The organism is Saccharopolyspora sp. NPDC050389, assembly GCF_040655595.1.
Taxonomy (GTDB): domain Bacteria; phylum Actinomycetota; class Actinomycetes; order Mycobacteriales; family Pseudonocardiaceae; genus Saccharopolyspora.
Genome location: NZ_JBFAKG010000031.1, coordinates 13044 through 36839, shown reverse-complemented (window position 1 = coordinate 36839; position 23796 = coordinate 13044). Strand labels below are relative to the sequence as shown.

Sequence of the window (23796 nt, the reverse complement as noted above, 5' to 3'; positions counted from 1 at the left end):
GTGTTTCGATTGGCGCATGCGCAACCTGACCGACAACGCGAAGTCCGCCGGTGTGGCGATCGCGATCGTCTCCGCGTTCTGCTTCGGCGGTTCCGGGCCGTTCGCGAAGCCGCTGATCACCGCGGGCTTCACCCCGTTGCAGGTGGCTTGGCTGCGGTTGGCGGGCGGCGCGTTGCTGATGCTGCCGTTCGTGATCCGCTACGCGCCCGCGGTGCGCCAGGTGCCGAAGTTGCTGGCCGGGTACGGGTTGTTCGCCATCGCCGGGGTGCAGGTCTTCTACTTCGCCGCGATCGCCACGGTGCCGGTCGGGGTGGCGCTGCTCATCGAGTTCCTGGGCCCGGTGATGGTGCTGGGCTGGATCCGGTTCGTCCGCCGCAAGCCGGTGACCCGCTCGGCGGCCATCGGCGTGGCGATCGCGATGGTCGGCCTGGCGTGCGTGGTGGAGCTGTGGTCCGGGCTGAGCTTCGACCCGATCGGCCTGCTGCTGGCGCTGGGCGCGGCGGGCTGCCAGGCCACCTATTTCTTGTTGTCCGACAGCGGACCGGAGGTCAACCCGTTCGCCCTCGCCGGCTTCGGGCTCGTGCTGGGCGCCGCGGTCGTCACGCTGCTCGCGCAGCCGTGGGAGCTGAACTGGGCGCTGCTGCTCGGGCAGGTCGAGCTGGCCGGGCACGAGTTCCCGGCGTTGTTCGCGGTCGGCTGGATCGTCGTGCTGAGCACGGTCCTGGCCTACCTGACCGGGATCGTCGCGGTGCGCCGCCTCTCGCCGCAGGTGGCCGGCGCGGTCGCGTTCCTGGAGCCGGTGGTCGCCACGGTGCTGGCGTGGGCGCTGCTCGCCGAGGCGCTGGGCCCGATCCAGCTGCTCGGCGGGGCGCTGATCCTCGTCGGCGCTTTCGTCGCGCAGCGCGCGGCACCGGCGAAGACCCAGGCCGCCGAGCTGGCAGGCGTGTAGGTCAGGCGGTGCGGATGGCCGACTTCACCAGGTGGATCAACAGGGTCTCGATGAGGGCGATGGCCACGCCGGTGAGGACGGTGGTGAGGAACTGGGGCATCGGTCTGCTTTCTCCCGCGGTTCTGCGTCGTTACGACCCGAATGTGCCCCGACCGGGTTAGCCGCTGTTGCGCTGGAGATGAAGCGCAGGTGAATCGAGCCAGAACAGTGCAGGTCAGGGGCTGTTCGGCGGCCACTTCTGCCACAGCAGCACCGCCAGTGTCGCCGCGATCGAAGTGCCGAGCGCGATGAGCCAGTGGTGCGGCAGGAGCGGGCTGCTGCCGAAGAACTGGCTGACGCCGGGTATCTGCACCAGCCCGACGAGGACCAGCGCCGATCCCACACCGGCGATGAGGACCAGCGGCGTGCGGCCGCGCACCGCGAGCGTCTGCGCCAGCTGCGCGGCCACCAGCGCGACCAGGCCGGTGGTGCGCGCCTGCGCCGCGGTGGACAGCGGGCGGGCCAGCATCCAGGCGAGCCCGGCGGCCCCGGCGGTGGCGGCCGCGCGGGCGGAGACGTCGCGGGCCAGCGCCGAGCCGAGCGAGGCCTCCGGGCCTTCTGCGAGGAGCTTCTCCGGGGTGGCGTGCGGTGGCGGCCGCACCGCGATCGCGATCGCCGGCATGATGTCGGTGAGCAGGTTGACCACCAGCAGCTGACGGGCGTTGAGCGAGGCGCCTGCGCTGACCAGGCCGGTGCCCAGCGCATATCCGATCTCGCCGAGGTTGCCGCCGAGCAGGATCGACAGCGCGTCGCGCACCGAGGTCCACATCGCCCGGCCTTCTACGATGCCGTCCGTCAGCGTCTCGATGCGGTCGTCGGAGACGACGAGGTCGGCCGCCTGCCGGGCCGCCGGCGTGGCGCGGGACCCGAATGCGATGCCCACCTGTGCGAGGTTGATCGCCGGTACGTCGTTCGCGCCGTCACCGGTCATCGCCACCACCCGGCCACCGGCCCGCAGCCGGCGCACGATGCGCGCCTTCTGCGCCGGGCTGACCCGGGCGAACACGGAGATCTTCGGCAGCTCGCCGGTGAGTTGTTCGTCGTCGAGCTGGTCCAGCTCCACTCCGGTCAGCACCCGCTTGTCGCCGAGCATGCCGAGTTCGGCGGCGATGGCTTCGGCGGTGCTGGGGTGATCGCCGGTGATCATGATGACGTCGACACCGGCGCCGCTGAGCTGCGCGACCGCCTCGGCGGCGGTCGGATGCACCGGATCGGCGAGGCCCAGAAGCCCGACGAACTCGAGCTCGTCCACATCGGACTCGGTGAGCCCGGGGCCTGCCGGCCCGGTGCGCTCGGCCACGGCCAGCAACCGGTAGCCCCGCAGCGCCAGCCGTTCGACCTCCGCGTCCACGTCGGCGCGCGCCTCGGCATCGAACGCACCGCGATCTCGCCAGCTGGTGCACCGGTCGAGCACGACCTCGGGCGCGCCCTTTACCGACAGCAGGCCACGGGTCCGCACCGCGTGGAAGCCGCGCGAGGGCTCGAACGGCAACTCGGCCAGCACGGCTCCATCGGCCGCGACGCCCGCCGCGCGGGCGCCGTCGAGCACGGCCCGGTCGGTGAGGTGCGGCAGCGGATGCTCGTCGTTCTGGCGAGGCGTGGCGCGCACCCCGGCGGCCACGATCTCCCGGTGCCCGTCGTCGAGGTCCTCAGTGGACTGACCGGTGCGGCCGTCGGACACCTGGCGCAGCGTGATCCGCCCCTGGGTGAGGGTTCCGGTCTTGTCGAAGCACAGCGCGTCGACGCGGCCCAGCGCTTCGATCGTCGCCGGACTGCGCACCAGGACGCCGCGCTTGGACAGGCGGCGCGCCGAGGCGAGCTCGGCGAGGGTGGCGACGAACGGCAATCCCTCCGGGACCGCCGCCACGGCCAGGCCCACTGAGCGCGCGACGGTCTGGCCCAGCGGGATGCCGCGCACCAGATCGGCGATGAACAGCACGCCGCCGGCGCCCACCGAGATCGGCAGCACGCGCTTGGTCAGCTCGCCCAGCCTGGCCTCGACGCCGCCGTCGTGCTCCCCCACGGTGCCCTGCGCGGTGCGCCCGAGCTCGGTGGACGTGCCGACGGCCACGACGACTCCGGTGCCGGAGCCGCTGGCGATGGCCGTGCCCTGGTAGAGCATGCACGCGCGGTCGGCGACCGCGAGCGCGGTCGTCGCCGCGATTTCCTTGGTGACCAGCTGAGATTCGCCCGTGAGGCTGGACTCGTCGACCTCCAGGGCCTCGACCGCCAGCAGCCGGCAGTCCGCCGGCACCCCGTCACCGGCTCGCAGCTCGATCACATCGCCGGGCACGAGCTGGTCGGCGGGCACCAGTTGCGCGATCCCGTCACGCCGCCGGCGAGCGGGCATCTGGCCGGCTTCGAGCAGCCGCGTCAGCTCGCGGTCGGTGGCGACCCGCTGAACGCCGTCGACCAGCGCGCTGGCCAGCAGCACGCCGCCGATCAGCGCGGCGTCGATCATCGATCCCAGGCCCGCCGAGATGACCGCGCCCGCTCCGAGCACCGGGGTGATCGGGGTGATCAGGCCTTCCACGGTCGCTCCGGCCACGGTCGGCGGCACCCGGCCGCCGTCGTGCGGCTGGTGCCGGGAGGCGGCGGCCGATTCGCTGAGCCCCTGCTCGGAACTGGATAACGTGGACAGCACCGCCGACGGAGGCATCGCGTGCCAGGGGGTGCGCTCCCGGGGAACCGGGGGAGCGCGGTTCGCCGCGGACATCCCGGCCCAGGTACCCGTGATGAAGGCGGCCAGCGTCGCGGCGTGCATCGGCATCGAGGCCCGCGCGGGCGCGCCGAGCGCCGGGCCGAACGCCGCGAACAGCGCCGCGATGCAGGAGCCGGCCACCGACAGCATCGTGGCGTGAAGGCTGGCGCGGCGGGCGTTCTCGGTCGCTGCCAGCAGCATGTGCGCCACATCGGCTCTCGAGCACAGCACGTCGGCACCCCACGGCTGTGCGTCCATTCTGGACAGTCCGATGCCGACGTCCGCGGCGGCCAGCGCGGAGTGCGCGCGGTCCGACACGACGGCCACGACGGCACCGTCCTCCTGCAGCCGCCGCACCGAACGGGCCAGGTTGTTGCCACCGGCGACGAGCCGGTCCAGCGGCAGCCGCTGATCCAGCCGGGTGCCGATTCCGGCCGCCGCCGCCGCCGATCCGTTGGCGCGCGCGGCCTCCACCAGCGCCTCCGCCAGCGGATCGAGTTCGTCGGCGACGCTCACCAGGGCGACCATCGTGGACTTGTGGTTCAGCGCCAACACCGTTGCGCCGCGCGAAGATTCGGCCTCGGCGACGCCGCGGGCGGCGTCCGGAAGGCTGTCCGGCAGCGGCGCGGTCGACCACTCGCCGCGGACCTGCTCGGCCAGCGGGTCCCGGGGATCGACGAGTTCGCTGGCGCGGGCGAACAGCCCCGCTGCGTCGGCCTCCGGGTCCAGCGGGATCACGGCGTCCAGGACACGGCGACCGGTGAGCAGGATCGACGCGTCGAACACGACGGTGTCGACCCGGTCCAGTCGTCGCAACGCGTCGGGTTCCAGCACGAGCCCGCCGCGCGCCGAGATCACGGTGGTCAGGTGGGTGGCGAAGGCCTCGCGACCGGCCTTCGCCGGACGCGGGACACCGGCCAGCAGCGCCGCGAGGGCGCGCTGCGGGTTGTGCGACGCGGCGAGGACGGTGCCGTATCCGGCCAGTGCCATTCCGCCGGAAACGTTGGCGACCCGCTCGACCGGACCGTTCGGAATCGGGCGCGGGCGAGCGGGGACCTCCACCGGATCGCAGCGGTGCACGGCCGCGGCCTGCTCCCACTGCTGCCAGGCCTGGTTCCGTGCGATCGCCTCGCGAGACGCGCAGAACCGCCCGCACATGTCGGTGAGCACGCCCAGTGGGCGACGGGCCAGGCCGTGCGAAATGGCACCGCCCAGCGCCAACGTGGTGTCGACCGGGGCGCGGCCGAGCTTGCGCTCCAACCCGCCACGCATCCACGGCACCGAGTCCACCAGCGACACCGCGGCGGGAACCAGCGGCGACACGGCCCGCACCGGCAGCAACGCGCCGACGGCGGAATAGCCGAGCCCGGCCACGCCCGCGATCAGGGCGCCCACGTCGCGGAGCACGGCCCCGGCGTTGCCCGGGTGCGTCGCGCTGCGCGGCGACATCGGTTCGCCGTCCAAGCCGTGATCGGCCTCGGCGTCCGCGATCACGCGGGCCAGCGCCGCGATGTCCACGACCTCCGGATCATGCGCGACCACCACGCGGCCCAACACGCCGTTGACCTCGGCGCTGCGCACCCCGTCGACCTCGAGCAACCGCTGCTCGACGTCGCGCGCCGCGGCCTCGGTGCCAGGCCGGTGCACCCCTCTCATCTCCAGGTGGCTGCGGTGGCGGCCGGCCCACACCCGCCGATCGGCCGGGGAGGCGGCCGCCGTGCGCGCCGCGCGCATCACCGGCGTGACGACCTCGGCGGCCTTCGACAGGAGCCAACCCAGCGGCATCGGGGAATCCTTCGCGATCAGGCCTCGCTGATCTCTTTGTGCACGCTGCGCTGGATGAGCGCGTTGCCGATGCCGATCGCCGCGGCCACCGGCCACTCGATCAGGCTGAACGCGGCCGCCACGGTCAGCCCGCCGTAGAACAGCGCCTGGTCGCGGGAGGGCAGCTGACCGCGCACGGTGTCGACAGCCGACGCCAGTTCCTTGCGGCCGGGAATCCCCGGGAGCTCGGGCAGCCGGACCTCGGTGGTGTGGAGCTCCGCCGTGACGTAGGGCAGGGTGATCGCCGTGCCGCCACGCGCCCGGCCGGACCTGGTCGCGGGCTGCCTGCGAGTGCGGTGCGAGGTGCCCGAACTCGTCGACGAGGTGCTCGAGCTTGTCGTGGTGGCCATTGGGGCACCCCCTCCTCCGGAACTGCAACCATTCAGGCTACGCCGGACGTCAGATCCTCATTAACCCGTTCGATCCCGTTGAAATACCCCGATCCGCGCGGACGAATCTCGGTGCCCGGAAGTTCAGGCGGCGGAAACGCGATCGAGTGCCGCCGACCGGTAGCGGCGGGCGATCAGGTCGATCACGCTCGGGTGCGCGCCGATCGGCTCGGCGACGCCGGCCACCGGCAGCTCCGCGAGCCGCCGGTGGAACAGCCCGGGCGCCAGCAGGTACGGCGCGATGAAGTCCGCCGGGCCGCAGACGTCGGCGGTCGCGGGCGAGGCGGTGGTGACGTAGCTCGGCGTCAGCCACCGGCCTGCGCGGCGGCCGAGCAGCCGCGCCGCGGTACGCACATCGGCCAGCGCCCGCTCGTCCGACGAACCGGCCGCGGCGAACGCGATCCGGTCGCCGGGCCGCCACCCGGAGGCGACCAACCGCCGCAGCATCGCCTCGACGATCTCCGGAGCCGGGCCCAGCGGAGCGCATATCGCCACGTCCTCGCGCCCGGTCGGGGCGATCTGCTCCGGCAGGTCGGTGCGCACGTGGTAGCCGGCCGCGAGGAACGCGGGCAGCGCAACCACCGGCCCGTCACCGGCCTCCTGCAGGGCCTCCGCGACGGTCGGGCCGATCACGTCCACGTACGCGACGTGCACCGGCACCCGCAGGCGGGCGGCCGCGGCGTCGGCGAGGCGTTCGACCACCCGCGGCCCGGCGGGATCGCGGGTGCCGTGGGCGACCAGCAGCAGCGGGGGAGTCAGGGTTGCGGATCTGCGCATCGCGGGGCGTTCCTCATCGGTTCCAGCGGAAGTCGGTATCCGCGCTTGATCACGGTCTGCACCAGCTCCGGCGCCCCCAGCGCGGCCCGCAGCCGCGCGACGGCCTGCTCCACGGCGTGCTCGTCCGCCGGGTTCCCGGCGCCGTTCAACGCCTCGGCCAGACTGCGCCGCGACACCACCCGGCCAGGCCGTTCGGCGAGCGCCCGGAGCAGCGTCTTCCCTTGCGGCGAAAGCGGTTTCACCACGCCGTCGACGACGGCGGCGTGCCCGCGCACCTGCAGTTCCCGGCCGCCGACCGGCAGCGTCGGCGCCCGGCTCGGCAGCGCGTCGCACAGCGAGCGCACCAGCGCACCGATGCGGAACCGCTTCGGGATCACCGCGGGCACGCTGTGATCGGCCAGCGGCGCGTGCGTCACCGGCCCGACGCAGGCGACCAGGACCGGCCCGCGCAGGGCATCGAGCAGGTCGCCCTGGCAGCGCCGTTCGGCGGCCAGCGACAGCAGGCTGGCCGCCGCGGGCGCGCTGGTGAACGTCACCGCGTCGACCTCCCGCGCGCACACCGAGGTCAGCAGGTTGTCCAGCGCGGTGATGTCGGCGGGTGCGGTCCAGCGGTACACCGGGATCTCGATGACCTCCGCGCCCGCGCACTGCAGCGCCTCGACGAAGTCGGGCAGCGGCTGGCCGTGCAGCTGCACCGCCACCCGGATCCCGTCCAGCGGCTGGTCGAGCAGGTGTTCCAGCAGCTCCGCCGAGGACTCCGAGGTCGGCGACCACGGATCGGGCAGCCCGGCGGCGCGGACCGCTCCGCGCGCCTTCGGCCCGCGGGCCAGCAGTTGCGCGGGGCGCAGCGCGTCGAGCAGCTCGGCGCCCACGCCCCAGCCTTCGGCCGCCTCGATCCAGCCGCGGAACCCGATACCGGTGGTCGCCACGACCACGTCCGGCGGGCCGGCGACGCAGTCCTGGCTCGCGCGACGCAGCTCCGCGTCGTCGGCCAGCGGCAGGATCCGCAGCGCGGGGCCGTGCACGACCCGAGCGCCGCGGCGCTCCAGCAGGGAACCGAGCTCGTCGGCCCGTCGCGCCGCAGTCACCGCGACGGTGTAACCAGCGAGTTCGTCGATCAAGGGACGGCGACCTCCACCACGTCGGCCCGGCGCCGCACCGGGTACACCGGCAGCCGCGCGCCCGGATCGTCCAGGCACAGCCCGGTCCGCAACGAGAAGACCTGCTTGAGCATCGGCGAGGCGACCGTGGGTTCGCCGTCGCGATCGCCGACGATGCCGCGGCTCATCACGCCGGCCCCGCAGAACGGGTCCACGTTGCCGACGGCGAACAGCTCGTCGTCGCGGGTGCGGAACAGTGCCACCGGTTGGTCGCTGATCAGCGCGGGCAGCCCGAACTCGGGCGGCAGCAGGTCGAGTTCGCAGATCTGTTGCCAGTTCACGTGAGCACCTCCTGGTTCGGGATGGCGGGCATCGGAAGCGCGACCGGGCCGGGCCGGATCTGGCCGCGCTCCTCGACGAACCGGATCGTCGGATCCGGCGCGTCGGGTGCGTTGACGAAGGACACGAAGCGGGCGAGCTTGCCGGGATCAGCCAGTACTCCGGCCCACTCGTCGGAGTAGTTCTCGACGTGGCGGTGCATCGCGGCCTCCAGCTCGTCGGCGATGCCGAGGGAGTCCTCGACGACCACCTCCCGCAGGTGGTCGAGCCCGCCGTCCAGCGCCTCCAGCCACGCCGAGGTGCGCTGCAGCCGGTCGGCCGTGCGCACGTAGAACATCAGGAACCGGTCGATGATCCTGATCAGCCGCTCGTCGTCGAGGTCGGCGGCCAGCAGCTCGGCGTGCCGCGGGGTGAAGCCGCCGTTGCCGCCGACGTAGAGGTTCCAGCCCCTGTCGGTGGCGATCACGCCGAAGTCCTTGCCGCGCGCCTCGGCGCACTCGCGGGCGCAGCCGGAGACGCCGGCTTTGATCTTGTGCGGCGCCCGCAGGCCCCGGTAGCGCAGTTCCAGCCGGATGGCCATGCTCACCGAGTCCTGCACGCCGTAGCGGCACCAGTCGTTGCCGACGCAGGACTTCACGGTGCGCAGTGCTTTTCCGTAGGCGTGGCCGGATTCGAACCCGGCGTCCACCAGCCGCCGCCAGATCAGCGGCAGCTGCTCCACCCGGGCTCCGAACAGGTCGATGCGCTGCCCGCCGGTGATCTTGGTGTAGAGGCCGAAGTCCTTGGCGACCTCGCCGAGCACGATCAGCTTCTCCGGGGTGATCTCGCCGCCGGGCACCCGGGGCACCACCGAGTAGGTGCCGTTGCGCTGCATGTTGGCCAGGAACCGGTCGTTGGTGTCCTGCAGCCCGGCCTGCTCGCCCTCGAGGATGTGGCCGTGGCCGAGGCTGGCCAGGATGGAGGCGACGGCGGGCTTGCAGATGTCGCAGCCGCGACCGCTGCCGTGCCTGCCGATCAGCTCGGAGAACGAGCCGATCCCGGTGGCCTGGGCGATCTCGAACAGTTCCGCGCGGGACTGCGGGAAGTGCTCGCACAGCGCCTTGGAGGCGGTCACGCCGCATTCGGCGAGCAGGTTCTTCAGCATCGGCACGCACGAGCCGCAGCTGGTGCCGGCCTTCGTGCAGCCCTTGATGCCGGGCACGTCGGTGAGCCCCTGCCCGGTGATCGCCGTCGTGATGTCCTCTTTGGACACGTTGTTGCAGGAGCACACCGTCGCGTCGCCGGGCAGCGCGCCGGCGTCGATGCCGGAACCGGCGGGCAGCAGTAGTTGTTCCGGCGGAGCGGGCAGTTCGCGGTCGATCAGCGGCCGCAGCACCGAGTAGGCGCTGGCGTCGCCGACGAGGACGCCGCCGAGCAGGATCCGCGCATCGTCGCTGAGCACGAGCTTGGCGTAGGTGCCCGCGGCGTTGTTGGCGTAGACGACCTCCAGGGCGCCGTCGGTCTGGCCGTGGGCGTCGCCGAAGCTGGCGACGTCGACGCCGAGCAGCTTGAGCTTGGTGGACAGGTCAGCGCCTGGGAAGGCCCCGTCGCCGAGGGCGAGGAGCTGCTCGGCGACGCCCTCGGCCATGCTGTAGCCGGGCGCGACCAGGCCGTAGCAGCGGCCTTCCACCGCGGCGCATTCGCCGATGGCCCAGATGTTCTCGTCGCTGGTGCGGCAGCTCTCGTCGACCAGGAACCCGCCGCGTTCCGCGCGCGCCAGCCCGGCGAGCTCCGCGAGCTCGTCGCGGGGCCGGACGCCTGCGGAGAACACGACGACGTCGGTTTCGATCACGGTGCCGTCGGCCAGCGTGACGCCGCGGACGCGGCCGTCGCCGTCGATGGACTTCGTCGCGGCACCGCAGTGAATGGTCAGGCCGAGATCGCCGACGAGCCGGCCGAGCACCTGACCGCCGCCCTCGTCGACCTGCAGCGGCATCAGCCGCGGCGCCATCTCCACGACGTGCGCGCGCATGCCCAGCAGCCGCAGCGCGTTCGCGGCCTCCAGGCCGAGCAGGCCGCCGCCGATGACGACGCCGGGCTCGCCTTCGGTCGCGGCGGCGCGGATCGCGTCGAGGTCCTCGATGGTGCGGTAGACGAAGCAGCCGTCGAGGTCATGGCCGGGCACCGGCGGCACGAACGGCCGCGAGCCGGTGGCCAGCACCAGCGCGTCGTAGCACAGCTCGGAACCGTCCGATGTGGACACCGTGCGGGCCGCCCGGTCGATGCCGGTCGCGGCGGTTTCCAACCGCAGGTCGACCAGCGGATCGTCCAGCAGCTCGTGGCCGGCCAGGCTGAGGTCCTCGGCGCTCTTGCCGTCCAGGTAGGACGACAGCGCCACCCGGTCGTAGGCGGGCCGGGGTTCCTCGCCGAGGACGACGATCCGCCAGGTGTCGCCCGCGTCGCGCTCCCGGAGCGTTTCGACGAGCCGGTGTCCGACCATGCCGTGGCCGACGACGACAAGCGTGCGGGTCATGCCGCGCCCTCCTTCTGGTGTTCGATGCGGTCGGCCAGCGCGCCGCAGATGCGGCCGACGTCGTCGACGCAGCCGCCGCAGCCGGTGGTCGCCCGCGTTGCCCTGGCCAGCTCGGGTACCGAGCGGGCGCCGCCCTGCCAGGCGGTGGTCAGGGCCTTCTTGGTCACGTTGTTGCAGCGGCAGATCACCGCGTCGTCGGGCAGCTCGGCGGGCGCGCCCGGCACGGCGGCCGGAGTGCCCAGCAGCAGCGCGAGGCGGTCGGTGGGCACCGGCAGGTCGCGGTCGTGCAGCTGGCTGACCGCCGCGATCGCCTCCGGGAAGCCGAACAGCACCGCGCCGGTGATCCGCTCCTCGCGCAGCGCGAGCTTCGCGTAGCGGCCGCGGGCCGGGTCCGACAGCGTCACGACCTCGGCGTCCGTGCTTTCGAGGCAGCCGACCGAGCCGATCGAGGCGAGGTCGATGCCGCGGGCCTTGAGCCGGGTGACGGTGCGGGTGCCGCGGTAGCGCGCGTCGCCGCCGGCGAGCAACTCCGCCAGCGCGTCGGCCTGCTCCCAGGCCGACGCGATCAGGCCGGACGCCTCGCCGTCGTGCTCGGCGCAGTCGCCGATGGCGTGGATGCGCGCATCGCCGGTGCGCAGCCGGTCGTCGACGACGATCCCGTGCCGCACCGGCAACCCGGCCCGCACCGCCAGCCCGGTTTCGGCGGTGACTCCGGTGCACGCCACGACGAGGCTCGCCGGCACGACGTCGCTGCTGTCCAGGATGAGCCGGCCGCGCCGGTAGGCGATCGCCCGGCGACCCAGCCGGAGCTCGACGCCGAGCTTGCCCAGCCGCTCGGCGAGCAGCCGCCCGCCGACGTCGTCGAGCTGCCGGTCCATCAGGTGCGGATTCGGATGCACCAGCGTCACTTCGTGCCCGCGCGCCAGCAGCGCCCGCGCCGCCTCGACACCGAGGATCCCGCCGCCCAGCACCGCGACCGGGCCCGCGGCGGAGCCGATCCGCGCGCAGTCGGCGAGCGTGCGCAACGCCTGGAGGCGGTCGCCGTCCAGCCCGGGGATCTCGGGCAGTCGCGGGCGGGAGCCGGTGGCCAACACGAGCACGTCGTACGGGTGCTCGTCGCCGGTGTCGGTGCGCACCACGCGCCGGGCGCGGTCGATGTCGGTGGCGGTGACCCGCAGGTGCACCTCGGCGTCCACAGTGGGCAGAGCCACGGTGGCGGGAGTCAGCGTCCGGTCCAGGACCGCGCCGAGCAGAACCCGGTTGTAGGCGGGGTGTTCCTCGCGGCCCAGCACCGTGATCGGGCCGGTGTGGCCGTGCGCGCGCAGCCGCTCGACCAGCCGGTGCGCGGCAGGCCCGTTGCCGACGACGACGATGCGGTTCATCGGGCGACCACCTCCTCGGCGGGTTCGATCCGGACGGCGCTGACCTTGAACTCCGGCATCCGGCTGCGCGGGTCCAGCGCGCCGCCGGTGAGCAGGTTGGCGCGCCCGGAGCCGGGGAAGTGGAACGGCAGGAACACGGTGTCGGTGCGCATCGTGGCGACGATCCGCACGCGCGCCAGCGCGCTGCCGCGCGGCGACGTGACCCGGGCGAGGCCGCCTTCGGCGACGCCGGCCCGGTCGGCGGTGTCCGGGTGGATCTCCACGAACGCCTCGGCGGCCGCCTCGTTGAGCTCGGCCACCCGCCGCGTCTGCGCCCCGGACTGGTACTGCGCCAGCACCCGGCCGGTGGTGGCGGTCAGCGGGAACGCCTCCCCTGGCGTTTCGGCCGGGTCGCGGTGCTCCACGGCGGCGAACCGGGCCAGCCCGTCGGGATGCGCGAAGCCGTCGAGGAAGAGGCGCGGCGTGCCGGGATGTTCCGGATCCGGGCAGGGCCAGTGCAGGGCCTCGCCTGCGTCGAGACGGTCGTAGGTGACGCCGCTGTAGTCGGCCTTGCCGCCGGCCGACGCGCGGCGCAGCTCCTCGAAGACCTCTCGGGGCGAAGTGGGGTAGCGGTGGCCGGGCTCGCCGAGCCGCACCGCCAGGCCGTGCAGCACTTCGAGGTCGCTGCGGGCGTGGCCGGGCGGCACCTGCAGCCGGCGGCGCCGCAGGATGCGGCCTTCGAGGCTGGTCATGGTGCCCTCTTCCTCGGCCCACTGCGTCACCGGCAGCACCACGTCGGCCATCTCCGCCGTTTCCGAGGGCACGAAGTCGGCCACCACCAGCAGGTCCAAAGTGGACATCCGGTTGACGATGTGGCCGGCGTTGGGCGCCGAAACCGCCGGGTTGGAGCCGAAGACCAGCAGCGCCCTGGGGCCGTCGGCGCTGCCCAAGGCGTCGAGCAGCTCGTAGGCGCTGCGGCCCGGGCCGGGCAGCACCTCGGGCAGCACGCCCCAGACCTCGGCCACGTGCGCCCGCGCGGCGGCATCGGTGATCATCCGGTATCCGGGCAGCTGGTCGGCCTTCTGGCCGTGCTCGCGCCCGCCCTGCCCGTTGCCCTGCCCCGTCAGGCAGCCGTAGCCGCGACCGGGGCGGCCCGGCAGGCCGAGCGCGAGGGCGAGGTTGATGAACCCGGACACGGTGTCGACGCCCTTGCTGTGCTGCTCGGCACCGCGACCGGTGAGCACGTAGGCGCTTTCGGCCTCGGCGAGCATCCGCACCGCCTGCCGCTGCGCGGTCACCGGAACCCCGGTGACCCGCTCGACGCGCTCCGGCCACCAGGTCATCGCCCGCTGCCACGCCGCGTCGAAACCCGTGGTCCGGGACCGGATGTAGGCGGTGTCGGCCCAGCCGTCGACCACGGCGATGTGCAGCAGCCCGAGCACCAGCGCCAGGTCGGTGCCCGGCGCGGGCCGCAGGTGCAGCGCGGCGCGTTCGGCCGTCGCCGTGCGCCGGGGATCGATGACCACGAGCTGCGCGGCACTCAGGTGCTGCATCAGCGGCGGCATGGTCTCGGCCGGGTTCGCCCCGGCCAGCAGCACCACGTCGGCTCCGCCGAGATCGGTGACCGGGAACGGCAGCCCCCGGTCGACGCCGAAGGCGGCGTTTCCGGCGGCCGCGGCCGAGGACATGCAGAACCGGCCGTTGTAGTCGATCTGGCTGGTGCCCAGCGCCAGCCGCGCGAACTTGCCGAGCAGGTAGGCCTTCTCGTTGGTCAGCCCGCCGCCGCCGAACACCCCGACCGCGTCCGGCCCGTGCTCGCGCCGGATCCGGTCGATGCCGGTGGCGACGGTCTCCAGCGCGGTGTCCCAGTCGACCGGCACGAGCTCGCCGCCGCGGCGCACCAGCGGGTTCCGCAGCCGGTCCGGGACGTCCAGCAGGGCCGGAGCGGTCCAGCCCTTCTGGCACAACCCGCCCCGGTTCACCGGGAAGTCCGTCGGCCGCACCGATACGCCGCGTCGTTCCCGCGTCAGCTGGGTGCCGCACTGCAAGGCGCAGTAGGGGCAGTGGGTGGCAACGGTCCGGATGTCAGGCACGACCGACCTCGGCTTTCGACGGCTCCTGGGCCGGTCGCGGCGCGGCCGTGCTCTTGAGCGCACCGCGCAGGTACACGGCCCAAGTGACGAGCCCGCAGACCACGTAGTAGCCGAGGAAGGTCGTCAGGGCGGCATCGCCGCTGGCGGCCGCGCCGCCGTAGGAGGCCCGGAAGGCGAGGTTGATGCCCACGCCGCCGAGCGCGCCGATCGCGCCGGCGATCCCGATCACCGCGCCGGACATCCGCCGGGCCCGGGCGAACGCCGCGACGGCCTCGCCGCCATCGGTCACGTCGTCCTCGGCCTCCTTGGCGAAGATCGCGGGGATCATCTTGTAGGTCGAGCCGTTGCCGATGCCGGTCAGCACGAACAGCACGATGAACGCCGCGACGTAGAGCGCGAAGGAGCCCTGCGACGACGCGACCAGCAGCACGCCGGTGCCCGCCGTCATGCCGACGAAGGCCCAGAGCGTGACCCGGGCACCGCCCAGCCGGTCGGAGAGCCAGCCGCCGAAGGGCCGGGACACCGAACCCATCAGCGGCCCGAGGAAGGTCCAGCTCGCGGCCTGCAGCGGGGTGAAGCCGAACTCGGTCTGCAGCACCAGGCCGAAGGCGAAGCTGTAGCCGATGAACGAACCGAACGTTCCGATGTAGAGGAACGAGATCCACCACGTGTGCTTGTTCGCGGCGGCCTCGCGCAACGCGCCGGGGCGCGCCCGCACCGCGTCCACGTTGTCCATGAACAGCGCCGCGCACAGGGCTGCCACCACGACCAGCGGCAGGTAGATCGCCGCGACGTAGGACGGGTGGGTGCCACCGGCGGTGGCGATCACCAGCAGGCCGACGACCTGGATCGCCGCCACGCCGAGGTTGCCGCCGCCGGCGTTGAGCCCCAGCGCCCAGCCCTGGTGGCGCTGCGGGTAGAAGGTCGTGATGTTCGTCATCGACGAGGCGAAGTTGCCGCCGCCGACCCCGGCCGTGGCGCCGATCAGCATGAACACCCACAGCGGCGTGCCCGGCTGCTGCACGAAGTGGAACGCCAGCGCGGTCGGCACCAGCAGGACCGCGGAGCTGAAGATCGTCCAGTTGCGGCCGCCGAAGCGGGTCACCGCCGCGGCGTAGGGCAACCGCAGCACGGCGCCCACCAGGTTCGGGGTGACCACCAGCAGGAACTTCTCGGCCGCGGTGAACGGCAGGCCGATGCTCGGCGACATGAACAGCACCAGCACCGACCAGATGCTCCAGACGGAGAAGCCGATGTGCTCCGAGAGGATCGAGAAGATCAGGTTCCGCCGCGCCACGCGCTTGCCGGTGGATTCCCAGAACCGCTCGTCCTCGGGATTCCAGCCCTCGATCCAGCGGCCGCTGCGGGCTTTGGCTCTCGCGGTCAACTCGGCTCCTCTCGTCGGGTTGCTCCGAAGGTAGGAACCGGGTGTTTCGAGCGGGCGCGCCGATCGTTACCACGATGCAAACCAGCCTTCACACGCCCAGCTCCGGGCGGTGTGAGCAGCCGAACGGCGCCCGAGGACTCCTCGGCCGGTCGGCCCATGGCACCGTGGAGTCGTGATGCAGCGAGGCACGGCCGACGGCGCGAGCGACGGCACGAACCGGCGGCGAGCCCGCGAACTGTTCGGCGGCGCGCGCCGGATCACCGCCCTCACCGGCGCGGGGGTGTCGACGGCCTCCGGAATCCCGGACTTCCGCGGTCCCAACGGCGTGTGGACCAAGAACCCGGCCGCCCAGCGGCTCAGCGACATCGACAGCTACGTCGCCGATCCGCAGGTCCGCGAGCAGGCGTGGCGCAGCCGGGCCGAACACCCGGCCTGGAGCGCCGAGCCCAACGCCGCCCACCGCGCCTTCGTGGACCTCGACCGCTCCGGGCGGCTGGGCGCGCTGCTGACGCAGAACATCGACGAACTGCACCAGCGCGCCGGCCTGGACCGCGACCGGGTCCTGGAGCTGCACGGCACGATCTTCAATACGGTGTGCCTGGACTGCGGCGCGACCGGCCCGATGAGCGCCGCGCTGGAACGGGTGGCGGCCGGCGAGCCGGACCCGCCCTGCCGGTCCTGCGGCGGCATCCTCAAGTCGGCGACCGTCTCCTTCGGGCAGTCCCTGGATCCCGACGTCATGCGCAGCGCCCAGCGCGCGGCGCTGAACTGCGACCTGTTCGTCGCGGCCGGCACCTCGCTGACGGTGCACCCGGCGGCGGGCTTCGTGGAGCTGGCCGTCAAGGCGGGCGCGGCGCTGGTCATCTGCAACGCCGAGCCGACCCCGTACGACGACGCGGCATCGGCGGTGCTGCGCGAGCCGCTGGTCGAGGTGCTGCCGGAGCTGGTCGCGGCGCCGCTGATCGACTCGCCGAACCCGCTGCGCACCTGGGGCGATCCCAGCACCTGGGGATGAACGTCCCCCCATCGATGTGACACGAGTGGCTGATGTTGCACGTGTCGTGATCGTGTCGAGTGGTGCAATCGGGACAGGAGTGGCAAAGTTCGTGGCCGTCGTGTGACTCCATTAGGCCCAATGATCGACCGCCGATCGGGCGTACCAGCTGGAGGTGACGGTCGTGTCGCGATCCCGAGGACTGCTCCGCGCGCGGAGCATTGCCGCGATCACGCTGCTGACGGCAGTCGGCCTGGCGGCGTCCGGCAGCGCCCTCGCGGTGCCGCCCCCGCCGCCCAACCCGAGCGACGCGGAGATCAACTCCGGCCGCGCGACGGCGCAGAACACGGCGGGCCAGGTGGGGGAGCTGGCCAACCGGCTCGCCGAAGCGGAGTCGCAGCTGATCGGCCTGCAGTCCCAGGTCGAGCTCAAGATGGAAGACGCGAACAAGGCGCGGGTCGACCTCGGCCGCGCCGAACGCGCCTACGACGACGCCCGCCGCGCCGCCGACGCAGCCGGTGCGGAGGCCGACGCCGCCGCCCAGCAGATCGAGCAGCAGCGCAAGCGGCTCGACGAGTTCGCGGCCAGCAGCTACCGGCAGGGCAGCGCGGTCGGCTCGGCCACGGCCTTCATCGGCTCGAAGAACCCGCAGGACGTGCTCGACCGCGCGGTGTTCCTGGACGCGATCAGCGAAACCCAGCTCGACGTCATGGACGATCTGGAGACGGCGCGGATCGAGAAGGTCAACAAGGACTCGCTGACCCGGGCGGCCCTGCAGGACGCGGAGGCGAAACGCCTCGCCGCCGATGAGGCGCGCAGCGCCGCGGAGGCCGCGGAGCAGGCGGCCATCACGGCGCAGGCGACGCAGGCGGAGCAAGCGCGCCGGCTGGAGGCGGACAAGGCGGGCGTGGAAGCGCAGCTCACCGAGGCGCGCTCCCACGTGGCGGGCCTGGAAGCGCAGCGCGGCCGGTACGAGAGCTGGCAAGCGGCGAAGCAGCGCGAGGAGGAGGCCGCCGCGCAAGCGGCCGCGCAGGCCACGTCGAGCAGCGCAGCCGCGCCGGCGGCGGACGCGGTCACGCGGCCGAGCGGGCGGTCGGTGGAAGTGGTCATCGGGCGGGCGCTGTCCCAGCTCGGCGTGCAGTACGCGTGGGGCGGCGGGACTTCGCGAGGCCCGTCGCGGGGCATCCGGGACGGGGGAGTCGCGGACTCCTATGGCGACTACGGCAAGGTCGGGTTCGACTGCTCGGGCCTGATGATCTACGCCTTCGCCGGTGCCGGCGTCGGCCTCGACCACTACAGCGGCTACCAGTACCAGTCCGGCCGCCGGGTTCCGGTGTCGCAGATACGGCGCGGCGACATGCTGTTCTGGCAGGACGGCGGCCGGATCCACCACGTGGCGTTGTACCTGGGCAACGGCAAGATGGTCGAGGCGCCGTACTCGGGCTCGCGGGTCCGTGTCACCGCCGTCCGCTACGGCGGCATCGCCCCGTACGCGGTCCGCATGCTCTGACGCGCCGGACGCGGTCCGGTTGGCCGTGGGTTTCGGTCGGCTGGAAGCATTGCGCGGCGTGGCGGTGGAATTCGCGGCACTGGTGCTAGCGGGCGGTCGGGCGCGTCGGCTCGGCGGCGTGGACAAGGTCCTGCTGCCGGTCGGAGGCCGGTCGTTGCTGGATCGCACCCTCGACGCCGTGGCGGCGGCGGATCCGGTGATCGTGGTCGGGCCGCCGCGGGCGACGGCCAGGGCGGTCGAGTGGACTCTGGAGGAGCCGCCGGGCGGCGGCCCGCTGGCGGGCGTGCAAGCCGGGTTGCGGAAGCTGCCGGCGTCACCGCGGCTGGTCGCGGTGCTCGCCGGAGACCATCCGCACTTGGTGCCGGCGACGATCTCGCGCCTGCTGGACGCGCTGCGCGCCGACCCCGGAGCCGCCGGAGCGGTGCTGGCCGACGACGCGGGCCAACCGCAATGGCTGGTGGGGGTGTGGCGGACCGCCGCGCTTCGCGAGGCGATGCCCGCGGAGGTGCGCAACGGCTCGATCCGCTCCGCGCTTGCGCCGCTGGCCCCGCTGCTGATCCCCGCCGCCGGGGCGGAAGCATCCGATGTGGACACGCCGGAAGACCTCGACCGGGCCCGCGAAACCCGAAGACCTGAGTGAGTGGCGCGACCTGCGGGGGCGAGGCTCATTTGGTTTATAGTATCTATAGCTTCAGTGAAGAGTGAAATTAACCGCTTCACAGCGGTCATACCGGGAGTGCGGTTGGGTGTGCGTGGGGCATTGCCCCCGCGCGAGCCTGCGATCGGCACGTGTCAGGATCTTGATCGGCCGAGAACGGCCGCATCGACGACAGGAGGCTGGGAGAAGTGACCGAGGCCGGCAACGGTGAGAGCGGGGGCGCCGGAGCCGCGGCGGCGCGCCCGGCGGACCAGGTGAGCACCCCGGCGCGGGACGCGCAGCTGCTGGAGCGCACCGTCTTTGAGGTCAAGCGTGTGATCGTCGGCCAGGACCGGCTCGTCGAGCGGGTGCTGACCGGGCTGCTGGCCAAGGGCCACATCCTGCTGGAGGGCGTGCCCGGCGTCGCCAAGACGCTGGCCGTGGAGACCTTCGCGCGGGTCGTCGGCGGCTCGTTCTCCCGCCTGCAGTTCACCCCGGACCTGGTGCCCGCCGACATCCTCGGCACCCGGATCTACCGGCAGGGCAGCGAGCGCTTCGATGTCGAGCTGGGCCCGGTGCTGGCCAACTTCGTGCTCGCCGACGAGATCAACCGCGCGCCGGCGAAGGTCCAGTCGGCGCTGCTGGAGGTCATGGCCGAGCGGCACGTCTCCATCGGCGGCCAGAGCTTCCCGATGCCCGCCCCGTTCCTGGTGCTGGCCACCCAGAACCCGATCGAGAACGAGGGCGTCTACCCGCTGCCGGAAGCGCAGCGGGACCGGTTCCTGTTCAAGCTGCCCGTCGAGTACCCCACGGCGGAGGAGGAGCGGGAGATCATCTACCGGATGGGCGTGGCGGCGCCGGAACCCAACCCGGTGCTCAACCCCGACGAGCTGATCCGCCTGCAGAACGTCGCCGCAGGCGTGTTCGTGCACCACGCGCTGGTCGACTACGTCGTGCGGCTGGTCGTGACCACCAGGCTGCCCAACGAGCACGGCCTCTCCGACATCGCCGGCTGGGTGTCCTACGGTGCCTCGCCGCGCGCCAGCCTCGGCATCATCGCCGCCTCGCGGGCGCTGGCCCTGGTGCGCGGCCGGGACTACGTGCTGCCGCAGGACGTGGTGGACGTGGTGCCGGACGTGCTGCGGCACCGCCTGGTGCTGTCCTACGACGCGCTGGCCGACGGGATCCCGGTCGAGCACATCGTCAGCCGGGTGCTGCAAACCGTGCCGCTGCCGCAGGTGTCGGCGCGGCCGCAGGCAGGCCCGCCCGCTCCGGTGGGCCCGACCGGCCCGGTCGGCCCGGTCGGCCCGGTCGGCTATGCGCCGCAGCAGCAGCCGCACCTCGGGCCGAACCCGCACCAGTGAGGAGCGACGCAGCGGTGTCGGCGACATCCCATTCCGGCCGCGACGACCGCCCGCCGTGGGCGCCGCCCGCCCTGGACACCGGGCGGTTGGAGGTCGCGCTGCGGACGTTGGAGCTCAGCGTGCGCGGCCGGCTCGACGGCCTGTTGCAAGGCAACCACCAGGGCTTGGTGCCGGGCCCGGGAAGCGAGCCCGGCGAGGCCCGGGTCTACCAGCCCGGCGACGACGTGCGGCGGATGGACTGGGCGGTCACCGCCCGCACCGCCGAACCGCACATCCGGCAGACGGTGGCCGACCGCGAGCTGGAGACCTGGGTGGCGATGGACCTTTCGCCGAGCCTGGATTTCGGCTCGGCGGCCTGCGACAAGCGGGAGCTGGCCGTCGCCGCGCTGGCCGCGGTGATGTTCTTGACCAGCGGCGGCGGCAACCGGATCGGTGCGGTGGTGGACAACGGCACCGGCCAGGTCCGGCTGCCGGCGCGCGGTGGCGCGGCGCACGCGCGGGCGCTGCTGAAGAAAGTGGCCGAGACGCCGCGGGCGGAGGAAGGCACGCGGGGTGATCTCGCGAAGCTGCTGGAGTCGCTGCGCCGGCCGCCTCGGCGGCGCGGGCTCGCGGTGGTGATCTCGGACTTCCTGGGCTCGACGGATTGGCAGCGCGCGCTGCGCGGCCTGGGCGCGCGCCATTCGCTGCTGGCGGTCGAGGTGCTGGATCCGCGCGACCTGGAACTGCCCGATGTCGGCACCGTGCTGCTGTCGGACCCGGAAACGGGGAAGCGGCGGGAGGTGCACACCACCCCGGTGCTGCGCAAGGAATTCGCCGCCGCGGCGGCAGCGCACCGCGATCAGGTTGCCGCCGTGCTGCGGCGCGCCGGGTGCGCGCATCTGGTGCTGCGCACGGATTCGGACTGGATCGCCGACGTGGTGCGGTTCGTGGTGGCGCGCAAGCGGGGTTGGTCCGGAGGAGTTGCTTGATGTTGAGTCTGTCGGGATTCGCCACGCCGTGGTGGTTCCTGCTGTTGTTGGTGGTCGCCGCGCTGGTCGTCGGCTACCTGTGGGCGCTGCGGCGCCGCCGCCGGGACACGCTGCGGTTCAGCAACCTGGAGGTGCTCGACCGGGTCGCTTCGACGCGGCAGGGCTGGTGGAAGCACGTGCCCCCGGCGCTGCTCGGGGTGGCGCTGATCATGCTGACGGTGGCGCTGACCGGGCCGACCGCCGAGCAGCGGATCCCGCGCAACCGGGCCACCGTGATGCTCACCATCGACGTGTCGCTGTCGATGAAGGCCACCGACGTCGAGCCGAGCAGGCTGGAGGCCGCGAAGGTCGCGGCGAAGGAGTTCGCCGACAAGCTGACGCCGGGCATCAACCTCGGGCTGGTGTCCTTCGCGGGCACCGCGACGGTGCTGGTGATGCCGACGACCGACCGGGCGGGCGTCAAGCAGGCCATCGACAGCCTGAAGCTGGCGGAGGCGACGGCCACCGGCGACGGGATCAACGCCTCGATGCAGGCGATCGACTCGTTCGGGAAGATGGTCGGCGGCCCGGCCGGCGCGCCGCCGGCGCGGATAGTGCTGATGGCCGACGGCGGGCAGACGATCCCGCGCGATCTGGACGCACCGCGCGGCGCCTACACCAAGGCCAAGGAGGCCAAGCAGGCCGGCATCCCGATCTCCACGATCTCCTTCGGCACCAAGCACGGCAGCATCGAGATCCAGGGCGAGCAGGAGTGGGTCGAGGTCGACGACGACGCGATGCAGGAGATCGCCCGGCTCTCCGGCGGCGAGTTCCACAAGGCGGCCAGCGCCGAGCAGCTGCGCGAGGTGTACGCGACGCTGGGTGAGCAGATCGGCTACGAGACCAAGCACACAGATGCCAGCAAGCCCTGGCTGGTGCTGGGTACGCTCACCGCGATCATCGCGGCCGGGGTGTCGATGTTCGCCGGCCGACGGTTGCCTTAGCGACGGGAGCGCCGGTGGGCCAGGCAGCGGGTTTTCTGTGGGAGTTCGTCAAATCGCCGACCACGACCGCTGCGGTCGGCCCCAGCTCGCGCTCGTTGGCCGAGCAGATGGTCGCTCCGGTCCCGCAGGCGGGCGACCCGGTCGTGGTCGAGCTGGGTCCGGGGACCGGCGCGTTCACCGAGGCGATCCAGCGTCGGCTCGGCGGCCGCGGGCGGCACCTGGCGCTGGAGCTCAACCCGCGGTGGGCGGCGGAGCTGGGGGAGCGGTTCCCGGCGGTGGAGTCGGTGTGCGCGAACGCCCGGGAGTTGCCGGAGTTGCTGCGGGAGCGTGGCCTGCGGGCTGATGTCGTGGTCAGCGGGCTGCCGTGGGTGGCGCACGCGCCGGTGGCCGGTGTGCCGCTGATCCGGCTGGTCGCCGAGTCGCTGGCGCCCGGCGGCGCTTACACGCAGTTCGCCTACACCTGGACGCGGTGGGCCCCGCCGGCTCGGCGGCAGCTCGCGGACCTGCGGGCCGAGTTCGAGGAGACGGTGATCAGCCGGACGGTCTGGCGCAACCTGCCGCCCGCGGTGGCCTACCTGGCCCGGCGGCCGCGGCGGGCGAGCTGATCGTGACCGAGCGGCGGCGGTGCGTTACGTTCCAGGGATGTCTGGTGCGGTAGTAGCCGGGTTGGGCGAGGTTCCGCTGCTCGTCGAGTTGGGCACTGCGCTGCTGCTGTCCAGCCTGGTCGGGCTGGAGCGGGAGATCCGGGCCAAGAGCGCCGGGCTGCGCACGCACGCCCTGGTCGGTGTCGGGGCGGCGCTGTTCGTGCTGGTGTCCAAGTACGGCTTCGGTGATCTGCTGGAGTTCGACAGGGTCTCGTTCGACCCGTCGCGGGTGGCGGCGCAGGTCGTCTCGGGCATCGGTTTCATCGGCGGCGGGTTGATCTTCGTGCGCCGGGACGCGGTGCGCGGCCTGACGACCGCGGCCACGGTGTGGCTGGTCGCCGCGATCGGCATGGCCTGCGGCAGCGGCCTGGTGCTGCTGGCCGCGGCGGCGACGGCGGTGCACTTCCTCGTGGCGATCGGCTATCCGCGGCTGTTGCGGTTGATGCGCAAGTCGTTGCGGGAGCCGCAGGTGCTGCGCGTCGGCTACCTCGACGGGTACGGCGTGCTGCGAAGTGTGCTGACGCTGTGCACCAGTCGCGGGTGGACGGTGATGGATCTCGAAGTGGAGCGCGAGGACACCGACGACGAGCGGCAGCGGACGGTGATGGTCGCGCTGCGGCTGCGCGGGAAGGTCCCGGCAGCGGCGCTGGTCGAGGAGATCAGCGCGCTGCCGGGCGTGCTGCACACTGCGGTCGGGGAAGCCTTCGAACCGGGCTTCTAGTCACTTGCGCACTTGAAGCGGCGCAGCCGCTTGGCCCATGCGCGAGATGAGTCCGACGAGTGCTATTCCTTCGCGCTGTTGCGGACTTCTTCCATGTCCAGTTCGCGGGCCTGGCGGATGAGGTCTTCGAAGACGTTCTCCGGCAGGGCGCCGGGCTGCTGGAAGACCAGGACGTTGTCGCGGACGATCGCCAGCGTCGGGATGGAGCGGACTTCGAAGGCCCCGGCGAGCTGCGGCTGGGCCTCGGTGTCCACCTTGGCGAAGACGATGTCGTCGTGCTTATCGGCGCTGCGCTCGAAGACCGGCGCGAACATCTTGCACGGGCCGCACCAGTCGGCCCAGAAGTCGATGATCACGAACTCGTTGCCGGAGACGACCTCGTCGAAGTTCTCGGTGGTCAGCTCGACCGTTGCCATGTGCTTTCCCTTCTGACCGGTTGCGGGCGTACCGGGGCAACGCGGCGTAGCGGGCCGCGCATTCCCCGACCGGGGTGTCGCATCCGCC

19 protein-coding genes are annotated in these 23796 nt (G+C 72.8%); 9 read left to right on the top strand and 10 right to left on the bottom strand.

The features are described 5' to 3' along the window. Positions 1 to 16: 16 nt before the first annotated feature. A complete protein-coding gene (locus tag AB0I53_RS21415; protein WP_358605521.1) occupies positions 17 to 949 on the top strand; it encodes an EamA family transporter in 933 nt (310 codons plus the stop codon). Positions 950 to 1163: 214 nt separating this feature from the next. Here AB0I53_RS21415 and AB0I53_RS21410 read toward each other — a convergent pair whose 3' ends face one another. The 9 genes from AB0I53_RS21410 to AB0I53_RS21370 form a co-directional block, all read right to left on the bottom strand. Beyond that, entirely contained in the window at positions 1164 to 5474 is a 4311-nt protein-coding gene (locus AB0I53_RS21410; protein WP_358605518.1) for a cation-translocating P-type ATPase, read from the bottom strand. A 17-nt stretch (positions 5475 to 5491) separates the two neighbouring features. Continuing rightward, complete coding sequence (locus AB0I53_RS21405; protein ID WP_358605515.1) at positions 5492 to 5863, bottom strand: hypothetical protein; 372 nt, start codon at positions 5861 to 5863, stop codon at positions 5492 to 5494. 123 nt (positions 5864 to 5986) lie between these two features. Continuing rightward, on the bottom strand, positions 5987 to 6679 hold the full coding sequence (locus tag AB0I53_RS21400; RefSeq protein WP_358605512.1) for a sirohydrochlorin chelatase: 693 nt from the start codon (positions 6677 to 6679) through the stop codon (positions 5987 to 5989). After that, the gene (locus tag AB0I53_RS21395) at positions 6658 to 7800 is read right to left on the bottom strand and encodes a uroporphyrinogen-III synthase (RefSeq protein ID WP_358605509.1); all 1143 of its coding nucleotides are present in this window, start codon (positions 7798 to 7800) and stop codon (positions 6658 to 6660) included. The genes AB0I53_RS21400 and AB0I53_RS21395 overlap by 22 nt, the downstream gene beginning before the upstream one ends. Next, complete coding sequence (gene nirD, locus AB0I53_RS21390) at positions 7797 to 8120, bottom strand: nitrite reductase small subunit NirD (RefSeq protein WP_358605506.1); 324 nt, start codon at positions 8118 to 8120, stop codon at positions 7797 to 7799. Before nirD ends, AB0I53_RS21395 begins: the two co-directional genes overlap by 4 nt. Beyond that, complete coding sequence (gene nirB / locus AB0I53_RS21385; RefSeq protein ID WP_358605503.1) at positions 8117 to 10630, bottom strand: nitrite reductase large subunit NirB; 2514 nt, start codon at positions 10628 to 10630, stop codon at positions 8117 to 8119. Before nirB ends, nirD begins: the two co-directional genes overlap by 4 nt. Continuing rightward, entirely contained in the window at positions 10627 to 12012 is a 1386-nt protein-coding gene (locus AB0I53_RS21380; protein WP_358605500.1) for an FAD-dependent oxidoreductase, read from the bottom strand. The genes nirB and AB0I53_RS21380 overlap by 4 nt, the downstream gene beginning before the upstream one ends. Beyond that, the gene (locus AB0I53_RS21375) at positions 12009 to 14084 is read right to left on the bottom strand and encodes a molybdopterin oxidoreductase family protein (protein WP_358605497.1); all 2076 of its coding nucleotides are present in this window, start codon (positions 14082 to 14084) and stop codon (positions 12009 to 12011) included. Before AB0I53_RS21375 ends, AB0I53_RS21380 begins: the two co-directional genes overlap by 4 nt. Beyond that, the gene (locus AB0I53_RS21370) at positions 14077 to 15471 is read right to left on the bottom strand and encodes a nitrate/nitrite transporter (protein WP_358605494.1); all 1395 of its coding nucleotides are present in this window, start codon (positions 15469 to 15471) and stop codon (positions 14077 to 14079) included. The genes AB0I53_RS21375 and AB0I53_RS21370 overlap by 8 nt, the downstream gene beginning before the upstream one ends. Before the next feature lie 175 nt (positions 15472 to 15646). Here AB0I53_RS21370 and AB0I53_RS21365 point away from each other — a divergent pair, with 175 nt between their 5' ends. The 8 genes from AB0I53_RS21365 to AB0I53_RS21330 all read left to right on the top strand — a co-directional run bounded on the left by AB0I53_RS21365 (position 15647) and on the right by AB0I53_RS21330 (position 23292). Continuing rightward, on the top strand, positions 15647 to 16486 hold the full coding sequence (locus AB0I53_RS21365) for a Sir2 family NAD-dependent protein deacetylase (RefSeq protein WP_358605492.1): 840 nt from the start codon (positions 15647 to 15649) through the stop codon (positions 16484 to 16486). A 163-nt stretch (positions 16487 to 16649) separates the two neighbouring features. Further along, positions 16650 to 17975, top strand: coding sequence for an NlpC/P60 family protein (locus tag AB0I53_RS21360; protein WP_358605490.1), 1326 nt, complete (start codon positions 16650 to 16652; stop codon positions 17973 to 17975). Between the two features lie 58 nt (positions 17976 to 18033). Further along, on the top strand, positions 18034 to 18615 hold the full coding sequence (locus AB0I53_RS21355) for a molybdenum cofactor guanylyltransferase (protein WP_358605487.1): 582 nt from the start codon (positions 18034 to 18036) through the stop codon (positions 18613 to 18615). A 272-nt stretch (positions 18616 to 18887) separates the two neighbouring features. Further along, a complete protein-coding gene (locus AB0I53_RS21350) occupies positions 18888 to 19976 on the top strand; it encodes a MoxR family ATPase (RefSeq protein WP_358605706.1) in 1089 nt (362 codons plus the stop codon). Between the two features lie 14 nt (positions 19977 to 19990). After that, positions 19991 to 20944: a DUF58 domain-containing protein gene (locus AB0I53_RS21345; protein ID WP_358605484.1), complete on the top strand. Its 954-nt coding sequence runs from the start codon at positions 19991 to 19993 to the stop codon at positions 20942 to 20944. Between the two features lie 2 nt (positions 20945 to 20946). Further along, on the top strand, positions 20947 to 21927 hold the full coding sequence (locus tag AB0I53_RS21340; protein WP_358605703.1) for a VWA domain-containing protein: 981 nt from the start codon (positions 20947 to 20949) through the stop codon (positions 21925 to 21927). Between the two features lie 14 nt (positions 21928 to 21941). Continuing rightward, the gene (locus AB0I53_RS21335) at positions 21942 to 22532 is read left to right on the top strand and encodes a methyltransferase domain-containing protein (RefSeq protein ID WP_358605481.1); all 591 of its coding nucleotides are present in this window, start codon (positions 21942 to 21944) and stop codon (positions 22530 to 22532) included. A gap of 37 nt (positions 22533 to 22569) precedes the next feature. Next, positions 22570 to 23292 carry an MgtC/SapB family protein gene (locus tag AB0I53_RS21330; RefSeq protein ID WP_358605478.1) on the top strand — a complete coding sequence of 241 codons (723 nt, stop codon included), beginning with the start codon at positions 22570 to 22572 and terminating at the stop codon, positions 23290 to 23292. A gap of 62 nt (positions 23293 to 23354) precedes the next feature. On the opposite strand, the gene trxA is transcribed toward AB0I53_RS21330, so the two are convergent. Then, entirely contained in the window at positions 23355 to 23708 is a 354-nt protein-coding gene (gene trxA / locus AB0I53_RS21325; protein WP_358605475.1) for a thioredoxin, read from the bottom strand. Between the last annotated feature and the right edge of the window lie 88 nt (positions 23709 to 23796).

Coding starts and splice junctions, on each gene's coding strand:
- AB0I53_RS21415 (WP_358605521.1), top strand. CDS start 17: ATGCGCAACCTGACCGACAACGCGAAGTCCGCCGGTGTGGCGATCGCG.
- AB0I53_RS21410 (WP_358605518.1), bottom strand. CDS start 5,474: ATGCCGCTGGGTTGGCTCCTGTCGAAGGCCGCCGAGGTCGTCACGCCG.
- AB0I53_RS21405 (WP_358605515.1), bottom strand. CDS start 5,863: ATGGCCACCACGACAAGCTCGAGCACCTCGTCGACGAGTTCGGGCACC.
- AB0I53_RS21400 (WP_358605512.1), bottom strand. CDS start 6,679: ATGCGCAGATCCGCAACCCTGACTCCCCCGCTGCTGCTGGTCGCCCAC.
- nirB (WP_358605503.1), bottom strand. CDS start 10,630: ATGACCCGCACGCTTGTCGTCGTCGGCCACGGCATGGTCGGACACCGG.
- AB0I53_RS21380 (WP_358605500.1), bottom strand. CDS start 12,012: ATGAACCGCATCGTCGTCGTCGGCAACGGGCCTGCCGCGCACCGGCTG.
- AB0I53_RS21365 (WP_358605492.1), top strand. CDS start 15,647: ATGCAGCGAGGCACGGCCGACGGCGCGAGCGACGGCACGAACCGGCGG.
- AB0I53_RS21330 (WP_358605478.1), top strand. CDS start 22,570: ATGTCTGGTGCGGTAGTAGCCGGGTTGGGCGAGGTTCCGCTGCTCGTC.
- trxA (WP_358605475.1), bottom strand. CDS start 23,708: ATGGCAACGGTCGAGCTGACCACCGAGAACTTCGACGAGGTCGTCTCC.